This is a genomic window from Ensifer sp. Root127 (genome assembly GCF_001425225.1).
Lineage (GTDB): Bacteria > Pseudomonadota > Alphaproteobacteria > Rhizobiales > Rhizobiaceae > Ensifer > Ensifer canadensis.
Genome location: NZ_LMDX01000023.1, coordinates 51519 through 72661, shown reverse-complemented (window position 1 = coordinate 72661; position 21143 = coordinate 51519). Strand labels below are relative to the sequence as shown.

Here is a 21143-nt window from a genome sequence, read left to right as displayed (position 1 = left end):
TGGCCAATGAGTAACAAGCCCACCTCATAAATTCCAATTGTATATTCTAAAGGCAGCGATATGCTGAGGTTATGAATGGCCTGACGATGAAACATCTCCGCTATTTTGACGCCCTTGCCCGGATCGGCCATTTCGGCCGCGCCGCAGAGAGCTGCGCCATCTCGCAGCCCGCGCTATCCGTGCAGATAAGGGAACTGGAGGAACTGCTTGGCGCGCCGCTCGTGGAAAGAGGCGGGCGCCGCATACGGCTGACGGGTCTCGGCGAGGAGTTCGTTGGCCGTACCCGCGCGATCCTGCGCGCTGTCGACGAACTGGCAGATCTCGGACGGGCGGCCCACGGGCCGCTCGCCGGCCGCCTTCGCCTCGGCATCATTCCAACGGTAGCGCCTTATCTGCTGCCAACCATAATAAAGTCGCTGACACGACTGTATCCAGGACTCGATCCGCGGCCGCGTGAGGCGATCACACAAAGACTGATCGAGGACTTGGCGGAGGCGAAACTGGATATCGCCATCGTCGCGCTGCCGATTTCGGAGCCTGCCCTGGAGGAAATCCCGCTCTTTGACGAGGAATTCGTGCTGGTACGGCCCCTGGAGGATGCGGGCAAGCCGGTGCCGTCTTCGGAGAGACTTCACGAGATGCGCCTACTCCTGCTGGAGGAGGGACATTGCTTCCGGGATCAGGCCCTGTCCGTCTGCAACATCACGACTGCGTCGACGCGCGATGTGATGGAGGGGAGTTCGCTTTCGACACTCGTGCAGATGGTGGGCGCGGGCATAGGCGTGACGCTTATTCCCGAGATGGCCATAGAGACCGAAACGCGGTCCTCATCGGTCTGCGTGTCACGGCTTGCCGGCCACCGCCCCACCCGGACGATCGGGATGGTCTGGCGAAAGACCAATCCACTGTCGACGCAGTTCGCTCGGATCGCCGACATCGTGCGCGAGGCTGGACTGAGCAGGCAAAAGCAAATGGATGACGCCGCCTGAAATGAAACCGTTATGTCGGCCACCGACATGGCGACAAGAGGCAACCTCAGCCCCAAGATCGTCGCCGGATCTCCTTGAATGTCGACCCACTGCGCCCAGCGATCCCCGGCGGCACATCACGTTTTGAAATGAACGGTCACTTAATATGACTTCCCATTACGGATCAGTCCGGTCATGTAACGATTGAAGGTCGTCCGACTCACCGCTCGACGACGAACGGACCAAAGAGCTGACAGTATGGAAAACCCGATCGCATTGAATCGCCTTGCCGAGAACAACGTCTTTCGCAAAGGTGATGTTTTCGTCCTTTTCGGCGAACTGTTCGGCCGCGGATACGCAACTGGCTTGCTCGACCAAGCCCGACAGGCAGGCATGCAGATCGTGGGAATCACGGTCGGGCGCCGCGACGAGAACAACGCACTGCGACCTCTGGACGCCGAGGAACTCTCTGCCGCCGAAGAGCGACTGGGCGGCAGGATCATCAACATCCCCCTTATGGCCGGCTTCGATCTCGACGCTCCGGCAGGTGGTCCCACTCCGACTGATCTCCTGGCCAATATGACACTGGAGAGTTGGGAACAGGACAGGCTCGACTGGGACTACATCCAGCAGTGCCGGGACATTGCCACTTCGCGCTTCACGAATTCGCTTTCACAGGTCATGGCCGTTCTCGACGGAATGATTGCCGACGGCCGCAATGTCATTTTCGCCCATACGATGGCCGGAGGCATCCCGAAGGCGAAGGTATTCCTGGTCGTTGCCAATCGGGTCTACAAGGGGCGTGGTCCCCGCCACATGTCATCGCAAGCCCTGCTTGATAGCGATATGGGCAAGCTCATCCTGCAGAATTTCGACGAAGTCTCCGCGATCACCTTTCGGCACCTCATCGAGTCCAGTTCGGCGATCCGCGCACGTGTGGAGGCATCGGGCGGTCAGGTCCGGTACACGGCCTACGGCTACCATGGAACGGCGGTCCTGATCGACGGCAGCTATCGCTGGCAGACTTACACCAACTACACCCAAGGCTACGCCAAGATGCGGCTCGAAGGCATCGCGCAGGAAGCCTGGGCGGCGGGTATCAAGGCAACCGTTTATAACTGCCCTGAAATCCGGACCAATTCCTCCGACGTCTTCACGGGTATCGAGCTTCCCCTGATACCGCTGCTGCTCGCCTTGAAGAAGGAAAACGGCGGTCAATGGGCCGAAGAACAGTGGCAGGCATGTGAGCGGCTTCTGGCAGACGGCTTCACGATGACGGATGTCATCCAGAAAATTACCGATATGCAGGCCAACGAGGTCATGCGTCCGTTCTATGATTTCTCGGCGTGGCCCATGGCAAACAGCCAGGCACAATCCGATCTGACCATCGGCACGTCCAACGAGATCACGCAGATGCATCGGGACGGCAAGGCGATGATCAGCGACCACCTGAGTGCCCTCGTGGTGGAGGCGACCGGGCAGCTGATTTTTGGCGAAACCTCGGATCCCTCCGGTCCCGTCCAGTGGCTCAACCACGACATAGTGGCGCGCCGACTTAACGCATCCCACGTGCAAAAGCAGGCGCCCGCGATCTCGCATGGGGCGATAGGCTCTCACCTCGAGGTTGCCTGACAGCTTCCCAATCTAGCTTGGACAGTCGTTTCTCTTAGGAGCCAGAACGAGACGAAGGTCCGGCAGGAGTGCGCCAACCGTAACCAATCTGGCGTCTTCGTTCACCGCACGACGGGTTCACCATGATAGCGGCGGTTTGACGGCTTTGACACGCCGAATCCAACTTCCATCATCAGGCGCGGCGACTGTTTTGCCAATGTTCCCATATGAAAGCCAAAAGGATCCTCCACAAAACCCGTACCCGCGTTTCCGATCATGGTAATGGCACTGTCCTCACCGTAGAAGCCCAGCACCTCATCTGCCGGATGCCCGACAAGTAGCGTCAGTTGATGCTTGACACGTCGGCGGTTGTGGCTGCCCCGCACATAAACATGCGGCCCGGCGTCCGCATCGACGTCGGTGAGGTAGAAGAAGAACTTCAACATCCGCCAATCGTCGAGATCGAAATGGAACTTGAACGAGGCGCGGCTGAGATCGGCCTCTGAAGCAGACTTCGTCGGAAAGCTCCACCAAGTTCGCGTCGTGATGAGTGTGGCTTGGCCGCCGAGATAGTGCCTTGCGACGTTGAGGAGCAATGGGTCCCGCTGCACGGCCAAAGCGGCATCGCACTGCAGAACCCGCTCGAAATGATGGCCGCTCAGTATCGTGCGGCCAAAACGCCGCTCGGCGTCCGCGTGCTCATCGGCGAGAAACTCCACCTTGCGCTCGAAGTTGCCAAAACACGGCGTTTCGCGGCCGAACCGGGCGATTTCCTCGCGGATCGGCGCAGGCAGCGTCAGACCGGCAAAGATGCCGGTTCGCCTGAGTTCGGTCGCGATTGCCTCCGCCTGAAGGTTGCCGAACATCGAAGGCGTAGCGTCGTCAGTGGAGCGCACGGGTTTGGCGGTCAGCCAGTGGGCCTTGCGGAACGGCATTGTCCGCGCCAGCAGGAACATCGGCAGCCAGGCGGGATTCTCCCGCACGTCCGTTAGATAGGTTGGTACGCGTGCAGCCATGCGGCGGAACGCCCCGCCGCTGCGGGCTATGGTTTCCAGGTCGTTCGATTTGGATTTGGGTGTGTCGAACATCTGATATCCTTAAATGGCGACAAGGTTTTGGTGACAAAACCTTGTTCTTGACCCCACAGTCCCGGCCAAACAGTAAGCGCTAATGTTTGTGTTGCATTGCAGCAAAATTAAGATCGCGGGCATGTCGCGACCGGGTATGTCGATGGGCCGTCCAGCGACCAGCTCCGGATCCGGAGCTGCGGCGAATGACGTTGATGACGTCACGGGCGAACTCAGTTCCGTCTGCGCACTGCTCAACGACCACCCGAGACCGCTTTGAAAGCCGCGCCAAGTGTCACGAACCATTTGCGTTCCGGTGGCGCTCCGGCGACCAAGTCTTCAGCAGCCTACGCAATTCGATTTCGTGCGCATTTCAGCGTTGTTCCCGGGCGTTCGACCGTAGCGGTTGGCGCGCTCGGTCGAGCCGGTCGTCTCGTTGCCATGCATGGTAGCATCAACGACAAATGGTTCGTGGACATTCACGCGAACTGGCCGTGACGTTCTAGCCGGAGCTCGGTTGCGGCTCGTTGAAGCCGTATCCTACGATCAATGTAACCGTAACATACTTCCCCTCGCGCCCCCGATAGCGCAACAGATGTGTGCGGGGAGTTTCTCCGGCGATCAACCGTTCACTATGGGGGTAGCATGTCGATGAGAACCAGACTGTTAGGAGGGGCGCTGGTCGCGTTCCTCGCGCTGACGGGCGCGGCCCGTGCCGACACCATCAGCTTCGCCGATGCGGTGAGCACGCTCGCCAGCGACTGCGGATCCGACATCAAGAAGTTCTGCAAGGGCCTGAACCTCGGAAACGGCCGCATCCAGAACTGCTTGGTGGAGCATGCCGCGAAGGTCTCGCCCACCTGCACGGCGACACTGGTGGGCGTCACTGCCTCGATCGAGCAGCGCCTTGCCGCCCAGCAGTCGTTCACGACGATCTGCAAGCATTACGTCGCTCAGTACTGCGGCGACGTGAAAGGCGAGGGCAACATTCTTGCCTGCCTGAACAAGGCGACACGCGTGAAGGAAGGCCAGTGCGGCCAGGCTATCACCGATGCCGGATGGCGGTGAACAATGTTGAAGGGACACAGAATCATGAAGAGCTTTCGACTTGCAACGATGTTTGCCGCCGGACTGCTGCTGGCACCCGGCCACCCATTCTCGCAGGACCTGAGCGGCCCGCAGGTCGTGCGCACGCTCTGGCGGGAGCCGCTCCCGCCGTAGACATCGCGTTGCTTGTGGAAGAAGCGGCTGCGAGTGCAGGCAAGGGCGTCGCCGCGCTTCCTAACTGGCAGAAACTTTCGCAGCTGTCGCAGCTCATCGTCGAGATCGACTTCGAGAACGATTCCGTCGCCATCGAACCGAAATCCTATCGTACCGTCGGCCTGATCGCCGACGCCCTGCATCATCCGAACCTGCGGCGCTACAAATTCCTTGTCGTCGGACACACGAGCTCAACGGGCGATGCCAAGCACAATCTGGATCTCAGCCAGAAGCGGGCGAATGCGATTACGGAGGCCCTATCGACGACATTCGCTGTCGCGCCGGACCGTCTGTTCGCGATCGGCGTCGGCGAGGAATGGCCAGTAGATCCGGCGAACCCGAAGGCTGCCGACAATCGACGCGTTCAGCTCGTGAACCTCGGTCTCGTGAAGTAACATGAGTGATTGGTTTTTCATCCTGTAGTCAGGGGTCTCGCTGTCCCTGCCGGTTGCGTCAGAACCAGCATCGCCGCGCCATCGCGTGGCGATGCTGTGGGCGTTTACGACCAAACTTGTGGCGGCCGTCACCTCGTGGGCAACATCGACTGAGTTAGTTTCATTTCGTGACAAAATTGGATCTTTTTGGAGGGATCGTCATGAATATTATGCTAGGTGAGGTTGTCGGGATGTCTCAGCAGCTGACCGTCCCTCCCAACCCGGGTTCATACGAAAGGAGCCGCTGCATGACACATGCGGAGTTCCTCGTGTACCTTCGCCAAACTTATGCCGGCCTCTTCGATCCAAGCACGAGCGAGGAGGCTTGGTCCCTTTTCCTAACGGCGAACACGGGCTGGAACGAATTAATCGAAGAGTATGTACGGCGTGTCGAAGTCTTCCTCGCCAAACACGGGCTGCTTTCCAAGCTCTACATTCGGCAAATAGAGGAAAAATGGGGTGGTCTCCGTTGCTATCTCAGTCCGACGAATGGCTATCGGCCGTCGGCAGAAGTAGCCGCCGCGCTTGGTGTGATCTACCGCGAGATTGCGGAGCGATCCTACCACACGTGTGACGTCTGCGGTGGGGCCGGTCGATTGAAGTCAAACAACGGCTGCTACCTAACCCGGTGCAACGACCACATCGCTGACCGGAGGCTCGCAATGGACTGTCGCAAGATAGGAACGGAGCTTTAAGCACGAAATGCCTTGCGAGTATGGATGGTATGGAGGAGGTCGAATTGGATACCGCTGGCAACGCACCTGACGGGAATGGCGACGCCGCGACGCCGTTGTCCTGGGAAGCCAACCTTGTTGACGGCTTCGAAGGCGACAACTTCTCGCCTATGGGTGGGCTCTATTACCGCGACAATGTCGAGCAACGTGCAGGCTCAGTCGAATTTCAGCGCGACGTCACCTTTCGTAGTGCCGGCGCGTTGAAGCTAAGCGTCCGACCGCTCTGGGAGGGCGAAGACGATCGAAGCGAGCGGGCGGAGGTGTGGGAACGCACGACACTGCGCGTACCTTATGAGAAGGCGGTCTGGTACGGCTTTTCCGTCAGGTTTGCCGATCCCATCCCGCAAGGGGACCACCGCCATGTGATCGCCCAATGGAAGCGCGAGATCGGTCCGGAGGCGAGGGGTGACTTCAGTCCGTTCCTGGCGCTTCGTCTCGTTCGCGGCCGACTGTTTGCGACCGTTGAGACCACTTTTCCGGTGATCTGTCGGCGCTCTTCTTTGTCGACCGACGCATCGGCCCTCACGCCGGTTTTTCTGCGGCCGGAAAAGCGGCAGATGCGTGCGCTGGTTGCCACCGACCCTGGCTGGAAGCCACAGGACGGGCGCCTGTTCACCGCCTACACGGATCGCATCACCGTCATCCACCGGGGTAATGAGCTGCCGACGCCGCATAGTGGATGGATTGACTTTGCAGTGATGACCCAGCCGGGACCGGATGGAACAGGGCATATCGAACTCTTCGCCAACGACCGCTGGATCGTGACGGTCCGAGGCCATATCGGGCATGAAGAACATGGGCTTGGCTCTCGGCAGTATTTCAAGTTCGGCCCGTACCGCTCGGCAGCCCAAGGCGAATGGTCGCTCTACTTCGACAACTTTCGCCGCTCCACACGCAGTGAAGACGTTCTTGGACCCGCCGGACTTGCGGCGCTACGCTCAGCATCAGATTAAATTCGACCGACCGCTTGAAAGGATCCCGCAATCGCACCGTCCTGATCCTCGACCACGTCCAGAGGCGAGATCTCAACCGCGCCTGACGCGGAGGCCGCGCACGCCGATGTCGCCATGCCCGCCGGCCCCGTCTAACGTGACCTATTCCAGACGTTGTCAATGACGGTCGGTCCCGGCCCCGAGATGTCGGCCGCAGCCGAAGGAGCTGCCGCTGCGAGAGCTGCATGCAGCAAGTCAAAGTGCGACAGCGACCTTTTCGCGTCTAATAGGGCGCGCGGCGCTGTAGCGCGAGATATCCCTTTCGAGGCCCTGTCAAGCCGCTGTGCCCGATCCACTTGCCCGGCCGATCACCGGAATTTAATCCCGGTGCGAGAACCGCAGGTCCCGACAGAAACGCCGGTATGTTACCGTATCATCTGGTCCCGCGGACTAAAGGCGTGACCATTTCTGCGACTCGCAGACTATCTTCATCACGCAGCCCTTGAGGGTGACCGTGTCGCCAGAGACGCTGATGGTTCCGTTGTAGGTCTTCTTCGCGTCAGGATCGGTGATCTTGCCAGAATAGCTGCCGCTATCTCCTTCAAACGTGCCGATCTTCTCGCCTGCATGTTTGCCGCTCTTCAGCGTAATGCAGAAGCCGCCGCCGCACGGCTCGATCGCGGCGGTGTCGCCGAGCGTCGTCTTCCAGTTTCCGACGATCGGGTCGGCTGCGCTCGCCAGTCCGGTCGACATTAGTAGCGCTGTGACGGAGATCAGGATGGGTTTCACGGCAACGTCCTCGCATGGCTGGGCCCACCAAGGGCCGATGTCCGATTTGGACCACACATCCGCTGCCAACCGCAAGAAACTCGCCGTATGTTACGGTAACCTACATGGCGTCGTCCGGATTCTGTGCCATCTTCATGACGACTGCGCGGATGTGAGGGAACCCCTCACGTCGCCTGTCCGGGGGCGATGCAATGGAATACGATACGGCGTTCGCCAAGCGCAGATTTCCCGGGCAGGCGCGCGAGATCGACGCGCTTGCCTCCCGCAATGAAAGCTTTCGAGAACTGTGCAACGATTTTTCCATCGCGGACCAACTCGTGCGGGACTGGGAGTCGTCCACGGCTCCGGAGCGAGACGAGCGGTACGCCGAGGCGCTTGAACTCATAGATGGCCTTGGCAAGGAAATCCACACCATGCTGGATCTTGACAAGGTCGTGCCATTCCCTGCCGCCCGTTGAACGCGCGATCTCCGCATCAACGCGGCACAGCAGCGGCTACAAAAAAGGAACAACATGCCTCGTTTGATGGCGATCATCCTCATCTTCGCGATCGCGCTGATCGTGGCGGCTTTGACAGCCTGGGGTTCCCTGGCCCTCTGGTTTCGCCTTTCCCTGCCTGATGCCGGACGGGCAATTGGCGCTGGCGTCTTCCTCGTCTTCGGTCTCTTCACTGTAGCGGCGCTTGCCAGCCGGCTGCGCGTGAGGGCCATCCTTTCGTTCGCTGGCGTCTTCGCCCTTGTTCTCTTCTGGTGGAGCTCGATCAAGCCGGAAGCGAACGCAGCATGGGCACCGGATGTCGCCCGGCAGGTCACGGGTAGCATTGACGGAAATTCGCTGACCTTGACTGATGTCCGGGACTTCGGGTGGCGAAGCAATTCCGACTTCACGGAGCGCTGGACGACACGGACCTACGATGTGAGCAAAGTGAAGACCGTCGACCTGTTCATGTCATACTGGGCGGGGCCGAAGATCGCACATGTCATCTTCAGCTTCGGCTTCGAAGACGGAGAGCAACTCGCCTGGTCGATCGAGGTACGCCACAAGGTCGGTGGCGCGTTTTCTCCTCTTGCCGATCTCTTCAAGAACGACCCTCTGGTGATCCTTGCCGCGGACGAACGCGACGTTGTCGGCGTCCGCTCCAACGTGCGTGGCGAGGACGTCCAAGTCTATCGGCTGAGGGCCAGTCCAGAGCAGGCACGAAATCTGCTACTCGAATACGTGGCCGAGGCCAACGCTCTCGCCCGGACTCCGCAGTTCTACAATTCGATCACGACGAACTGCACGACGACCGTCGCCAAGCTGATGCGAGTCGCCGGAGACAAGGTCCCGTTCGACTGGCGGCTGATCGTCAACGGTTATCTTCCCGACTACGCCTATGACCGGGGAGCCATCGACACGTCGATGCCGCTTGCCCAGTTGCGAGAGATTTCCAAAATCGATGAGCGGGCGCGGGCGGACGGATTGTCGCCCGACTTCTCGAAGGCAATCCGCGTCGGAGTGCCCTCCCCGGCCGCCGCCGCCACACCGTAACCTACAGCAACATGCCGAGGAAATCGCGACGATGTCGCGTGATGCGCCCTGTCAGGAGTCGGCCAGGCGAAGTTTCGCCTACGCCCTCAACCAGGACGGAACTCATGAAGCTCGTTAAGCACGTTCAGAACACCGCCACGGCTGCGGCCCTACCGATGATGGCGACCGCACCATGCCGACTCCGGCCGAAGCTCGCCGTGCTGTGGTTGGCTGCGGAGCGAGAGGATGTGCAATATCGTACACTGTTCACCACCCTATATTTCTCCCGGTGGTTCTGTCTCGACAGCGCCACACTTTACGGCTGCGAAACCTCTTTCAAGTGTGGACGAGATGCCCTTCGGGAGGTAGGTTGCATAAGGGATTCCAATACAAGCAAAAACTGCTCGCGTTCTGTGACCGGTGAGGAGAATGCATGCAGACCTCGGTGTCGTCGCCGGTTGATCGGGCAGAGCGCCCCTACCCGACCCATGAGGAGGTCAGGGCGCAACTTGTGCGGATTATGTCCAGCCGCGAATTTCCTAGTGGTGGACGCGGCGCTGCCTTCCTGAAGTATGTTACCGAGGAAGCGCTTGCAGGCCGGGCGCACCGTCTCAAGGCGTATTCGGTTGCCATCGAGGTGTTCAACCGCAGCGCGGACTTCTCTCAGGACGATCCCATCGTGCGGATCGAGGCCGGACGTTTGCGCCGGGTCATCGAACGCTACTATCTTACTGCAGGCCAACACGATCCGATCCGCATTGACATCCCCAAGGGTGGCTACGTGCCAACCTTTACATGGAATGACGCGCCGGCGCCGGCAGAGGCGGCCGACGATGAACTGAGCGAAGACGGCGGCGGACGCCGGGCCTTCACATGGCGGCATCTCGGTTGGCCCGTGCTGGCCGTGTTTGTAGCATTCGTTTGCGCCGGACTTGGCTATTACGCAGGCGGTCTGACGGGGGCAGCCTCCAGTCGTTCCGTCGGGCAGATTCCGGACGAGCCGACACTCGTGATCGCACCCTTCGCGGACCTGGGCGATGGCCCGCAGGCTGCACGCTATGCCGTCGGGCTGACCGAGGAGCTTCTCACCGCCCTCCCCCGCTTCAAGGAGATTATGGTCTTCGGCCGCGAGACATCGAAGTCACTGCCTCCCGATATCGAGACATCGAAGGTTCGCGATGGACTGGGCGCGCACTACCTTCTCGCAGGTGGGGTCCGCGTTGCGGGGGACAAGGTTCGCGTGACAGTGCGCCTGGTCGAAACCTCCAACGGATCGATCCTGTGGTCGCAGGACTACGACGAGGATCTGGACACCCACGAACTCTTCGCCATCCAGTCCGATGTCGCCAGCAAAGTGGCTACGGCCATAGCCCAGCCTTACGGCATCATCGCGAAATCATTGGCGGCGAACCCGCCGCCGGACGATGTGGGCGTCCATGACTGTATGCTGCGTTTCTACGCCTACCGCGAGAAGCTGGCCCCGGAAGAACACCTGGCTGCGCGCGACTGCCTAGAGAGCGCCTTGGCGCGTTTCCCGGCCTACGCCACAGCTTGGTCGATGCTCTCGATTGTCCAACTCGACGAGGGCAGATTCCAGTTCAACCCGCAGAGTGACAAGGTTCCCGCGATGGAGCGCGCGCTCGGTTCGGCGCGGCGGGCGGTCTCACTCGAACCTGACAACACGCGCGCCCTGCAGGCGCTCATGACGGCCCTCTTCTTCAATAACGAGCCGAAGGAGGCGTTCGAGGTCGGCGAGGAGGCGCTCGCCGCCAACCCGAACGACACGGAGTTCCTCGGAGAGCTCGGAACGCGCGTCGCGTTCTCGGGGCAATGGGAGCGTGGTGCGGAACTGCTGGATCGTGCGATCAAGCTCAATCCAGGCGGAGCCGGATATTACTTCGGGACGCGCGCTCTGATCGCCTGCATGCTCCAGGATCATGAGAAGGCTGTGCGGCTGATCCGCAAGGCCGACCTGAAGAAATTTCCGCTCTTCCATGGCGTTGCGGCGGTCATCTACTCTGAGGCCGGACTGTTGGCAGACGCAAAGCGTGAGGGCGAGGTGTTCATGAACATGCGCCCCGACTATCTGCCCAACATCGTGGCCGAGAACAGGAAGAGAAACCTGCCGCAGAAGGACAGCATGCGCATCATCGCAGCGCTTCGACGGGTCGGACTGCCAGTGCCAAGTGCGAGAGATGTCGAAGCTGAATTCAGGGTTTCCGACACCGCACACCGCCCGTGAACGCCGTAGGCTACATACTTCCTCAGCGACGAAGGTGGGTGGAACCCAGAAATGCGTGCAAGCTGCTGCGCGTTGGCGGCCGTGGGTCTCGTGCGCACGTGAGCTAAGTTGATGGCCTGCGCCGGGCGTATCAGAGTGGGAACCAGGCGTAGATTCAGCACCAAATGGTGCTATTTATAATGCCAGAATTAGGAAACCAGATAATGCGATCGACTATCGACCTCGACGACGCTCTCATGGAAAGAGCCAGATCCCTCACCGGTACAAAAGAAATCGCCGCTTTAGTCCGCCAAGCGTTGGAGACGTTTGTTCGTGTGGAGTCGGGAAAACGCCTCATCGCGCTCGGAGGAACTATGCCCGATGCGGAGGCAGCCCCACGCCGCCGGAGCACAGCGGCCAAGTGATACTTGCAGACACTTCTATCTGGATTGATCATTTCCGCCATGTCGATATAGAGCTGCGTAGGATTATTGAGGACGATGGCCTACTCTGCCATCCGGCTGTGATTGGCGAACTGGCGCTTGGCAGGCTTCGGGATCGCGGGAGCGTGATACCTTTCCTGGCCGCTCAGCGCGAAGCGTTCGTCGCAACACACGACGAAGTCATGACGATGATCGATCGCCACGACATTTTCAGCATGGGCATTGGCTACACTGAGGCCCATTTGCTGGCCTCGGTTCTCCTTGATCAGCGTGCGGCCTTATGGACCAGAGACAAGCGTCTGCGGGCAGCGGCCGAAAAGATGGGGGCTTCACTGCACACGCCTGTCGACGCGCGAAACTAGAACTGAATGCAAAGCTCGCTGCAGCACTTTGAATTGCTGCATCTTAAATCGAATAGGATTTAAGGATAGATGCAGCAGTCATGCTGAGCGGCTGATGCGCTCATCGCCTCAAACGCGCCAGAACCAGACCTTAGCCGCTCTCGCCCTTTCCAAGACATTGGCCGGCTCCGCCAAAAGAGCAAATCCACCGCCGAGAACGGACCGCGCATGTCCTCGATCGGCGATCAGCGTTCGGGCAAACCTGCTTGCCGCAAACCCTCGGCCATCTTCTCTTCCCAATGCGGTATGTTTTGAAACCAGGGCAGCGCTCGATACCACTCGATTGTAAAGCCTGGCTCGGCCGCCAATAGCTTCTGCGCGGCCCATCGGGCGGTCTCCAGGTCTCCGCTCATCGCCGACCAGGCGGCGAGATGGCGATAGGACCAGGTCACGTCAGGATAGCTGTTGATGACCTCCTGGGCTATCGCGATGGCCTGGGATAGAGAACCTTCCATGGCCAAAGAAAAGGCCATCCCTAATCTCATGTTGAATGTGAGCGGATCTCTTGGGCTCAGGGTCATCCCACGCTGGAAGCGTTCCGGCGCGCGAGTGGCTTCGCCCTTGTAGATCGCGATCCAGCCCAGGCGCGCCCATGCCCAGGCATTGTTTGGATCAAGCGCAAGCGCCTTTTCGATAAGGATGGTGGCGCGCTGCTGGTCGCCGCAGATGCTCATTGCCGCGCCGGCGGCAGTCAGCGCGGTTGGATCATCGCCGATCGAGCCTGCAGCTTCGACCGCTGCGCGCGCCTTTTCCAGATCAGGTTTCGGTTGTTCTGTCCATAGGTAGGAGGCGTTTGAGGCGTGGCACCACGCCAAAAGTGCATGCGCGCGACCATAGCTCCGATCGACGGCGATCGCTTGCTGAAGCAGTTCGATCGCCTGGTTGTTGGTATCCTTGCGGCGGCCCCAAAGGTACGGGTAGGCGCGCATAACGAGATCATAGGCCCGCAGGCTGGTCGGCGGCTTGCGCTTGGCCAGCTCGATCTCTGCATTGCGGATGACCGGATGAATGGCGCCTGCCACCTGCGCCGCGATCCGATCCTGGAACTCGAAAATATCTTCAATCGCGCCCTCGTAACGATCGGACCAGAACTGGGTCCTTGTCTCCGCATCGACCAGTTGCACGGAAATGCGCAGCCGGTCGCCGCCCCGGCGAACGGTGCCTTCGACCACATAATTGACGCCGAGTTCCCTGCCGACTTCACGCACGTCGACGAAGCGTCCCTTGTAGGTGAATGCGGACTGTCGCGCGATTACAAAGAAATCCCGAACGCGCGAGAGCGCGGCGGTGATCTCCTCTACAACGCCGTCTACGAAGTATTCGTCGCCCTGGCCGCTGAGGTTGTCGAAGGGCATGACGACGATTGACGGCTGGTCCTTGTCACGGCGGGCCACAAGTAATGGCGCGGACGCTATGCTGCCTCCGACAGGCATATCTTGCTGCCAATCGACCCGGAAGACGAAGATTGGCCGGGGGATATTCTTCAAGCTCCGCTCGCCGAGGCTGGTCAGCGCGAACGGCACCTTGCCGTCAAGATGTTCGCGCACCGATGCGGAAATGCAGATGCCTGACGGAGCGGCGATCTCCTGCACGCGTGCCGCGATATTGACGCCGTCGCCGAGCAGATCGTCTCCCGACACAACGACGTCACCCAGATTGACGCCGATGCGGAATTCCAAGCGGCGATCGGGTGGGAGGGCTTCGGAGAGACTGAAGAGACGGCGCTGGATTTCTACTGAGCACCGGACGGCCTGAACAGCGCTTGGGAACTCGGCGACAAGGCCGTCGCCTGCGCTACCGAAGATACGGCCACCATGCTCGCTAACCATTTCGTCAATCCGACCGCGGCATAGATCGAGTGCGCGAACCGTACCCTCCTCGTCCAGCGCCGTGAGGCGGCTGAAGCCGGCAACATCGGCTGAAAGGATGGCTGCAAGCTTTCGATCCACAGCGGTGAACGCTCCTGCGGCGCACGATGTCGTTATCGTTGGGCTAATATGCGCGCATTTTCCCACATTCACAGATGTTTTTCGCCAGCGAGACCGGATGAAAGACCGCTTTTGGGCGTGGTCACGTCGTGCCCGCTCGGTCCCGCGCCCTCGGCCACCTCATCTGCCCTGCCTGACCAGCGTGCGGGCGATTTTGCGCCATTCAAGCAGAAGTGTCGTTGCTGCAAACTCACGCGGTAACCCTGCCGGAGCACGTTCACCGGCACTGTCACGTTGTTTCATCAACGCCCGACAAAGCGTTTGTCTATGAACTCAGATAGTTGCGCCGGACACGGCTTTCCACTGCGCGCCATTTTTGTGCGGATCCGATGAATGTGGGTGGCTGGGGCTGAGTGTTTCTGGTGCGGTTAGACGAAGAGATTTCGGACTGCCGAGAAGACCGAGATGAAACGTTGCAAGCCGCCGACAGATCGAAATCCCTGCATCATGCCTTCTCGTTAGTGGGGTGTGCAAAAGCCGTACACGTTGTTCTTATCTGTTCTCCTAGCGGGCCTGGCAAATGTGTCTCACTGTAGAGATTGTCCACAGTGCCCTGATTGAGGAACCTCCCGTGAAATTGTTCGACTGGCTGACAGGATATAAACCGGCGCCGAATGGGGTGGACCGCCAATCCACGACAGCGCTTCGCAATGATCTTCTCGCCATCAATAGAAAGACTGCGCCGTTCATCATTCGTGACGGCAAGCCGGAAGGCGTCGATCTCGTCGCCGAATGGAAGATCGCTGATGCCCGCTGGTACGAACTATTTGCCAAAGCTGGGCTGCAAAGGGTGTTCAAGGTGCTGATGAAATTCGATGCTGCCGTTTGCGAAGTTCGCGCCGTCGATCAGGAATGGTCCGTCGAATGGCGCGCTGGCGTGCCCACGCTTACTTTGAGCGCTAATGCGTTTCGCGGTCGAAAGTGGGAAAAAAGCTTCGACATGGCCTTCGCCTTCAAGGAAGATTTGTCCTACGGCAAGGTTTACGAATATCGCTTCAATACCACCGAAATAAAGACGCCCCTAATTGAAGCCGCTCATCGGACCGGCTGGGGTTGGAGAGGCGTGGCGTTCGGGAAGTTATGACTGCGTCACTCTTCACATGCGGAAGACAGGCCGGCGCTCTTTGCCGCGGCAGTTCGCCTTGCCGCATGTCTGCTGGCTGATCACCTATCCGCGTACAGGCTGGCTCGGAGCGACCACCCTCACATCGCCGGAGCTGCGCGCATCGACAACGAGCACGTCTTCGTGATCGACAGCTACCATCCCGAATAGCCTGCGGAGCGGTAGGCAACGCGCCGCTATCTGCAGACGGCACCGCTCCCGGAAAGCGACAAGATCGCCGCGTCGGCGATTTCCGCAAAGCGGGCACTCGGCCCCTGCACCCCGCTGCTTTGCTGGGCGACACGCGCGCCCTCGATCAACAACAGCAACGTGTCGCAGAGCAGTTCCGCATTGGCGACACCGGCCTTGCGGCAAAGCTCCACAACGCGATCGCGTTGCGCATCCTTGAACTTCCGGATCACCGACCTGCCGGGATGGTCCTCGTCCGTCAGCTGGACGGCGGCGCTCATCATTTCGCAGTGGCAATCGTCGTCGCCGAGGTGCTCGGCGATCCGCCGGACCCAGGCCCTGAGCTGCGCCAGCCCGTCGCCGGGGTGGGCGTCCTCCAGCTCCCGCCAGAAGCCGTCCATCTCCATTCCCGCGCGCTGAAGACATTCGACGATGAGTTCGTCCTTCGAATTGAAGTGACGATAGAGCGTCATCTTGTTGCTGCTGGCGGCATCGGCGATGGCGTCGACACCGATCCCGCGAATGCCGTGCCTGCGGAACAGCTGGCGGGCCGCCTTGACGAGGCGATCGCGCGGCGAAAGACGTGGTTGCTTGCGGGAATCCGTGGTCATCGCATTCGGCCCGACGTCGTCGGCATGGAAAAACTTGCCCCTTGACGACCCGTTGGCGACAGATAACATGCGACGATGTTACCGACCAGTAACATTTTCGCCAGCGGCGCATCGAGGAATGCCGTTTGTCGCGAGGGCTTCCGGGACACAGCGGTAACTGCAGAAAAATTTCTAGCGTAATGTCGGTGGGCGCGGTCGTCGGGCGTCTTTTAGCCAGAGTGCACACCGCACAGACTTATAAGTTTCGATCATGTTCAAGATTTGGGTCGCTCCGGCCCATCGTGATCTCGTGCTGGAGCCTTACGATGCGCATGCTGGATGGGCCGAAGGCGAAGAACCGCACCGCTGACCGCAAGGTCCGCGTGGCAGACGTCTGCCTGCCCGTTTTCGGGATCTCCCGAAATGCCGCCTGCATCGCTGCCGCAAACATTCTGCCCTCCGAACGCTCCAATCGCGGGGCACTTTACCAAAATGACGCCCCGTGGACCCTTCACGATGGCGCCTTGCAAGGATCGATCCCGCCATGATCGACTTCTTCATTCACCGGCCGATCTTCGCATCGGCAATCGCGATCATCATGACGCTTGCCGGCGGCATCTGCTATTTCCTGCTGCCGATCTCGCAGTTTCCCGATGTGACGCCGCCGCAGATCGTCGTTGCAGCCAACTATCCAGGTGCCAGCGCCCAGGTGGTCGCCGATACGGTGACGACGCCGCTCGAACAGCAGATCAACGGCGTGCCGGGCATGCTCTATATGACCTCGACGAGTTCGAATGACGGCTCGTCGCGGATCATCATTTCCTTCGAAGTGGGCTATCCGATCGACGTCGCCGCACTCGACGTCCAGAACCGAGTTTCGCAGGCAGCATCCTCGCTTCCCGCGCTCGTCAACCAGACCGGCGTGACCATTGCCAAGCAAATCCCGAACTTCACCGTGCTGGTGAGCCTGGATTCGCCTGACAATTCGGTCGATTTCGCCTCCGTCAGCAACTACGCCTACCTGCAGATCCTCGATCCATTGAAGCGCCTGCCTGGCGTCGGCGACGTCCAGCTCTTCGGCGAGCGTCGCTATTCGATGCGCGTCTGGCTCGATCCCGACCGTCTGGCCAATCTCGGCATCACCGCCGTCGACGTGCAGAACGTCATCGCCGAACAGAACATCCAGGTCGCAGGCGGCAAGATCGGGCAATCGCCGGCACCAGCCGGGACACCCTTCGAGATGCAGATCAACGCGCTCGGTCGGTTGAGCGATCCGGCGCAGTTCGGCGATATCGTGCTTCGGGCCGACCAGACGACCGGGGCGACGACGCGGCTGCGCGATGTGGCGCGCATCGAACTCGGGGCACTGCTCTATTCGTCGTCGGTCACCTTCAACGGCAAGGAAAGTGTCGTACTCGCCGTATTCCAGGCGCCCGGTTCCAATGCGCTCGACCTGCAAAGCCGCGTCCAGGCCAAAATGGATGAACTGTCGCAGCGCTTCCCCGCAGGCATCGCCTACCACATGTTTTACGACACCACCCGCTTCGTCTCGGCGGCGATGGAGGATGTGGTGTTTACGTTGCTCGAGGCGCTCGCCCTCGTCGTCTTCGTCGTCTTCATCTTCCTGCAGAACCTGCGCACCACGATCATTCCGACGATCGCCATCCCGGTGTCGCTGATCGCGACGCTGGTCGTCATGTATCTGTTCGGCTTTTCGCTGAACATGCTGAGCCTGCTCGGCATGGTGCTCGCCATCGGTCTCGTGGTCGACGACGCGATCGTCGTCGTCGAGAACGTCGAACGTCAGCTTGAGGCCGGCCTGCCGCCACTTGCCGCTACGCGCAAGGCGATGCAGGAAGTGACAGGCCCGATCATCGCGACCACCGCAGTTTTGCTTGCGGTCTTCATTCCGGTCGCCTTCATCCCGGGCGTTGCCGGCAGCCTTTACAACCAGTTCGCCCTGACGGTCGCGATCTCGGTCGCCTTTTCCGCCTTCAACTCGCTGACCCTCAGCCCGGCGCTCAGCGCCGCCTTCCTGCGTTATCGCGGCGAGCCGCGCTTTGCGCTCTTCCGTTGGTTCAACACCGGCTTTCACGCACTGTCGGATGGTTATGCACGCAGCATAGCCGGGCTCGTGCGCTGGCGCTGGGCGCTGTTTGCGCTCTTCCTCATCGCCATCGGCTCGACCTACGCGCTGTGGCAGCGCACGCCGTCGACCTTCCTGCCGGTCGAAGACCAGGGTTACTTCTTCGTCGTCATCCAGCTTCCCGACGGCGCCTCGCTCGAACGCACCCAGGCCGTCGCGCGGCGATCCGAGGAGATCCTTCGCGGCACGTCAGGTGTCGATTTCGTCGGCTCCGTCGTCGGCTTCAATTTCCTGTCCTTCGCCGCCCAGTCGAATTCCGCCGTGCAATTCGCGGTTCTGAAGCCATGGGATGAACGTCCCGCGGCACAAGGCGCTTCGGCGCTGCGCGAGGCGGTGCAGCCGCAATTGCTGCAGATCCCGGACGCGCTTGTGCTCGCCTTTGATCCCCCGTCGATCCAGGGGCTCGGCGCGACCGGTGGCTTCGAGTTTCAGGTCGAAGATCTCGCCGGGCGCAGTGCACAGGCGCTCAGCGACACAACCCAGGCGCTGATTGCCGAGGCGCGCAAACAGCCGGAGATCAATCCCTACCAGCTCTTCACCACCTTCAGCACGTCGAGCCCGCAATTCGACTACGATCTCGACCGTGACAAGGCGAAACTGCTCGGCCTCAACCTGCCGGATATCTTCAGCACGCTGCAGATCTATTTCGGCTCGCTCTATGTCAACGACTTCAACCTGTTCGGTCGCACCTTCCGCGTGACGCTGCAGGCCGATCAGGCTGCGCGGGCCTCGGCCTCCGATCTTTCACGGTTCTATGTGCGCAACAGCCAGGGCGAAATGGTGCCGCTCAACACGCTCGGCTCGTTCAAGTCGACGGTCGGACCAGAGACCATCACCCACTACAACAACTATCCCTCTGCGCTGATCAACGGCGCGGCAGCACCCGGCTTCAGTTCAAGCCAGGCGGCAGCGGCAATGGAGCGGGTCGCCCGTACGACGCTGCCGCGGGACTACACATTCGAATGGACCGGCATTACCTATCAGGAGATCCGCGCAGGTTCGATCGCCGCGCTCGTCTTTGCGCTCGCGCTTGTTTTCTGCTTCCTGATCCTGGCCGCCCAGTACGAAAGCTGGTCGATGCCGTTCATGGTGCTGCTCTCGGTACCGCTCGCGCTTCTGGGCGCGCTGTCGGCACTGTGGCTTCGCGGAATGCAGATCGACGTCTATTCGCAGATCGGTTTCGTGATGCTGGTTGGACTTGCCGCCAAGAACGCCATCCTGATCGTCGAGTTCGCGCGCCGCCGGCGCGAGGAAGGGCTGGATGTGGTGGCAGCAGCAGCGGAAGCGGCGCGCCTGCGCTTGCGCCCGATTCTGATGACAGCCTTTGCCTTCATCCTCGGCGTGCTGCCGCTGATGTACGCCAAGGGCGCCGGTGCTGCCAGCCGCCAGTCGATCGGCACCACCGTGTTCGGCGGCATGCTCGCGGCGACCGTTCTCACACTCATTTTCGTCCCGGTCTTCTACGCGGTCATCGAACAATGGCGGGAGGGACTTTCCTCAAAGCCCGTCGGCCAGAGCCACGAGCCGGAGGCGGCGGAATAAGGATTGGAGCCTAACATGCGTGGTTCGAGACTGGTCCTTGCCGCAGTGGTCATAATCGCCGCCCTCGCTGCGGCCTACCACTACAGGAATGGCGGGTTCGAGATCAAAGGCGGCGATGCCGGGGCCGCCCCGGCTCCAGCGCAACAGGCCATGCCCGTTCCCGTCGCGGCTGTCGTCAAGAAAACGATCCCCATCTATCTTGACTATTCCGCACGGACCGAGGCGATCCGCAACGTGACGCTTCGCGCCAAGATCACCGGCTATATCGAGTCACAGGCGGTTGCGGACGGTTCGGATGTTCAGGGCGGCGATCTCCTCTATCGGATCGACGCACGCGACTATCGGGCGGAACTGGATCAGGCAAAGGCCCAGGTCGAAAGGGACGAAGCGTCACTCGCCTATCTCCGATCCAATCTCACGCGCGGCAACGAGCTTGCCACGACAGGATATCTGGACAAGGACAGTTTCGACCAGCGTCAGAGCGCAGTGCGTCAGGCGGAGGCTGCACTTGCCATGTCGCGGGCGGCGGTGCGCACCGCTGAGATCAACCTCGACTACACCGAAATCCGCGCCCCCTTTGCCGGGCAGCTTGGGCGCAACCTGGCGCCGGAGGGAACACTGGTCAGCAGCACGACCGGAACCCCGCTCAACAACCTTGTGCAGCTTTCGCCGATCTATGTCTCGTTCAACCCGAGCGAAACCGAACTCGCCGACATCCGGAAGGCCCGGACAAAGGGCAAAGTGGAGGCAGAGGTGCTTCTGCCCGGCGACAAGGAACCGCGTTACCGCGGCGACCTCAGCTTCATAAACAACACGGTCGAGGGCAATACCGGAACGGTGGTAGCGCGCGCCACGATCGACAATGCCGATCTGACCCTGCTTCCCGGCCAGTATGTCCGCGTGCGCCTGAAGATCAGGGATGAACCGAACGTGATGATGGTGCCGGAGACAGCGCTCGGATCGAGCCAGCTCGGCAAATATGTCTATGTCGTCGGCAAGGACGATACGGTCGAGCAGCGGCTCGTCACCCTCGGCCCGACCAGCGGCGATCTCATTGGGTTGGCCTCGGGTGTTTCGGAAGGCGACCAGGTGATCGCCGGAAATCTGCAGAAGATCTTCCCCGGCGCGCCAGTCAAGCCGATGCCGGCGGGGCAGGCGCAGAAGTAGCGCGGCGCTGTAGGATCGCTGCAAATGCACTTGGCCATCCGACCGCATCCG

18 protein-coding genes and 2 pseudogenes are annotated in these 21143 nt (G+C 60.6%); 15 read left to right on the top strand and 5 right to left on the bottom strand.

The genetic code is table 11. The features are described 5' to 3' along the window. The first annotated feature begins 71 nt into the window (after window positions 1-71). Together ASD03_RS22600 and ASD03_RS22595 are read left to right on the top strand one after the other, a co-directional pair. On the top strand, window positions 72-989 hold the full coding sequence (locus ASD03_RS22600) for a hydrogen peroxide-inducible genes activator (protein ID WP_057216488.1): 918 nt from the start codon (window positions 72-74) through the stop codon (window positions 987-989). Window positions 990-1226: 237 nt separating this feature from the next. Beyond that, window positions 1227-2600 (top strand): hypothetical protein, encoded by a 1374-nt coding sequence (locus ASD03_RS22595; RefSeq protein ID WP_057216486.1) that lies wholly within the window; start codon window positions 1227-1229, stop codon window positions 2598-2600. A gap of 101 nt (window positions 2601-2701) precedes the next feature. Here the strand turns inward: ASD03_RS22595 and ASD03_RS22590 are convergent, their stop codons facing one another. Next, window positions 2702-3667 carry a hypothetical protein gene (locus tag ASD03_RS22590; RefSeq protein WP_057216483.1) on the bottom strand — a complete coding sequence of 322 codons (966 nt, stop codon included), beginning with the start codon at window positions 3665-3667 and terminating at the stop codon, window positions 2702-2704. A gap of 624 nt (window positions 3668-4291) precedes the next feature. On the opposite strand from ASD03_RS22590, the gene ASD03_RS22585 reads away from it, so the two are divergent. The 4 genes and pseudogenes from ASD03_RS22585 to ASD03_RS22570 all read left to right on the top strand — a co-directional run bounded on the left by ASD03_RS22585 (window position 4292) and on the right by ASD03_RS22570 (window position 7027). Next, on the top strand, window positions 4292-4714 hold the full coding sequence (locus ASD03_RS22585) for a cysteine rich repeat-containing protein (protein WP_057216480.1): 423 nt from the start codon (window positions 4292-4294) through the stop codon (window positions 4712-4714). Window positions 4715-4738: 24 nt separating this feature from the next. Beyond that, window positions 4739-5301, top strand: a pseudogene (locus ASD03_RS22580) (OmpA family protein). Window positions 5302-5588: 287 nt separating this feature from the next. Then, window positions 5589-6035 carry a hypothetical protein gene (locus tag ASD03_RS22575; RefSeq protein WP_156408050.1) on the top strand — a complete coding sequence of 149 codons (447 nt, stop codon included), beginning with the start codon at window positions 5589-5591 and terminating at the stop codon, window positions 6033-6035. A gap of 149 nt (window positions 6036-6184) precedes the next feature. Next, window positions 6185-7027, top strand: a complete 843-nt coding sequence (locus ASD03_RS22570; RefSeq protein ID WP_057217180.1) for a polysaccharide lyase — start codon at window positions 6185-6187, stop codon at window positions 7025-7027. Between the two features lie 429 nt (window positions 7028-7456). Here the strand turns inward: ASD03_RS22570 and ASD03_RS22565 are convergent, their stop codons facing one another. Next, window positions 7457-7759, bottom strand: a complete 303-nt coding sequence (locus ASD03_RS22565) for a DUF2147 domain-containing protein (protein WP_057206768.1) — start codon at window positions 7757-7759, stop codon at window positions 7457-7459. 227 nt (window positions 7760-7986) lie between these two features. On the opposite strand from ASD03_RS22565, the gene ASD03_RS22560 reads away from it, so the two are divergent. From ASD03_RS22560 to ASD03_RS22540, 5 genes are all read left to right on the top strand, one after another. Next, complete coding sequence (locus tag ASD03_RS22560; protein ID WP_057206766.1) at window positions 7987-8253, top strand: hypothetical protein; 267 nt, start codon at window positions 7987-7989, stop codon at window positions 8251-8253. Between the two features lie 54 nt (window positions 8254-8307). Next, window positions 8308-9324: a DUF4105 domain-containing protein gene (locus ASD03_RS22555; RefSeq protein ID WP_057206764.1), complete on the top strand. Its 1017-nt coding sequence runs from the start codon at window positions 8308-8310 to the stop codon at window positions 9322-9324. A 412-nt stretch (window positions 9325-9736) separates the two neighbouring features. Continuing rightward, window positions 9737-11545 (top strand): hypothetical protein, encoded by a 1809-nt coding sequence (locus ASD03_RS22550; protein WP_057216472.1) that lies wholly within the window; start codon window positions 9737-9739, stop codon window positions 11543-11545. Window positions 11546-11748: 203 nt separating this feature from the next. Beyond that, entirely contained in the window at window positions 11749-11949 is a 201-nt protein-coding gene (locus tag ASD03_RS22545; protein WP_057216469.1) for a type II toxin-antitoxin system VapB family antitoxin, read from the top strand. Then, window positions 11946-12329 carry a type II toxin-antitoxin system VapC family toxin gene (locus ASD03_RS22540; RefSeq protein ID WP_057216466.1) on the top strand — a complete coding sequence of 128 codons (384 nt, stop codon included), beginning with the start codon at window positions 11946-11948 and terminating at the stop codon, window positions 12327-12329. Before ASD03_RS22545 ends, ASD03_RS22540 begins: the two co-directional genes overlap by 4 nt. Window positions 12330-12553: 224 nt before the next feature. Here ASD03_RS22540 and ASD03_RS22535 read toward each other — a convergent pair whose 3' ends face one another. Next, a complete protein-coding gene (locus ASD03_RS22535) occupies window positions 12554-14317 on the bottom strand; it encodes an adenylate/guanylate cyclase domain-containing protein (RefSeq protein WP_057216462.1) in 1764 nt (587 codons plus the stop codon). 312 nt (window positions 14318-14629) lie between these two features. Beyond that, window positions 14630-14814: pseudogene (locus ASD03_RS38080) on the bottom strand (IS6 family transposase); the annotation flags it as partial. Window positions 14815-14927: 113 nt separating this feature from the next. Between ASD03_RS38080 and ASD03_RS22530 the strand changes: the two are divergent. Next, window positions 14928-15440, top strand: coding sequence for a hypothetical protein (locus ASD03_RS22530; RefSeq protein WP_057216459.1), 513 nt, complete (start codon window positions 14928-14930; stop codon window positions 15438-15440). A gap of 215 nt (window positions 15441-15655) precedes the next feature. Here the strand turns inward: ASD03_RS22530 and ASD03_RS22525 are convergent, their stop codons facing one another. Then, a complete protein-coding gene (locus ASD03_RS22525; protein ID WP_057217178.1) occupies window positions 15656-16258 on the bottom strand; it encodes a TetR/AcrR family transcriptional regulator in 603 nt (200 codons plus the stop codon). A gap of 305 nt (window positions 16259-16563) precedes the next feature. Between ASD03_RS22525 and ASD03_RS22520 the strand changes: the two genes are divergently transcribed. The 3 genes from ASD03_RS22520 to ASD03_RS22510 are packed head-to-tail and all read left to right on the top strand — an operon-like array spanning window position 16564 to window position 21092. Continuing rightward, window positions 16564-16785, top strand: coding sequence for a hypothetical protein (locus tag ASD03_RS22520; protein WP_057216456.1), 222 nt, complete (start codon window positions 16564-16566; stop codon window positions 16783-16785). Then, window positions 16782-19925 carry a multidrug efflux RND transporter permease subunit gene (locus ASD03_RS22515; RefSeq protein WP_057216453.1) on the top strand — a complete coding sequence of 1048 codons (3144 nt, stop codon included), beginning with the start codon at window positions 16782-16784 and terminating at the stop codon, window positions 19923-19925. Before ASD03_RS22520 ends, ASD03_RS22515 begins: the two co-directional genes overlap by 4 nt. A 15-nt stretch (window positions 19926-19940) precedes the next feature. Beyond that, the gene (locus ASD03_RS22510; protein ID WP_057216450.1) at window positions 19941-21092 is read left to right on the top strand and encodes an efflux RND transporter periplasmic adaptor subunit; all 1152 of its coding nucleotides are present in this window, start codon (window positions 19941-19943) and stop codon (window positions 21090-21092) included. The last annotated feature ends 51 nt before the right edge of the window (window positions 21093-21143 follow it).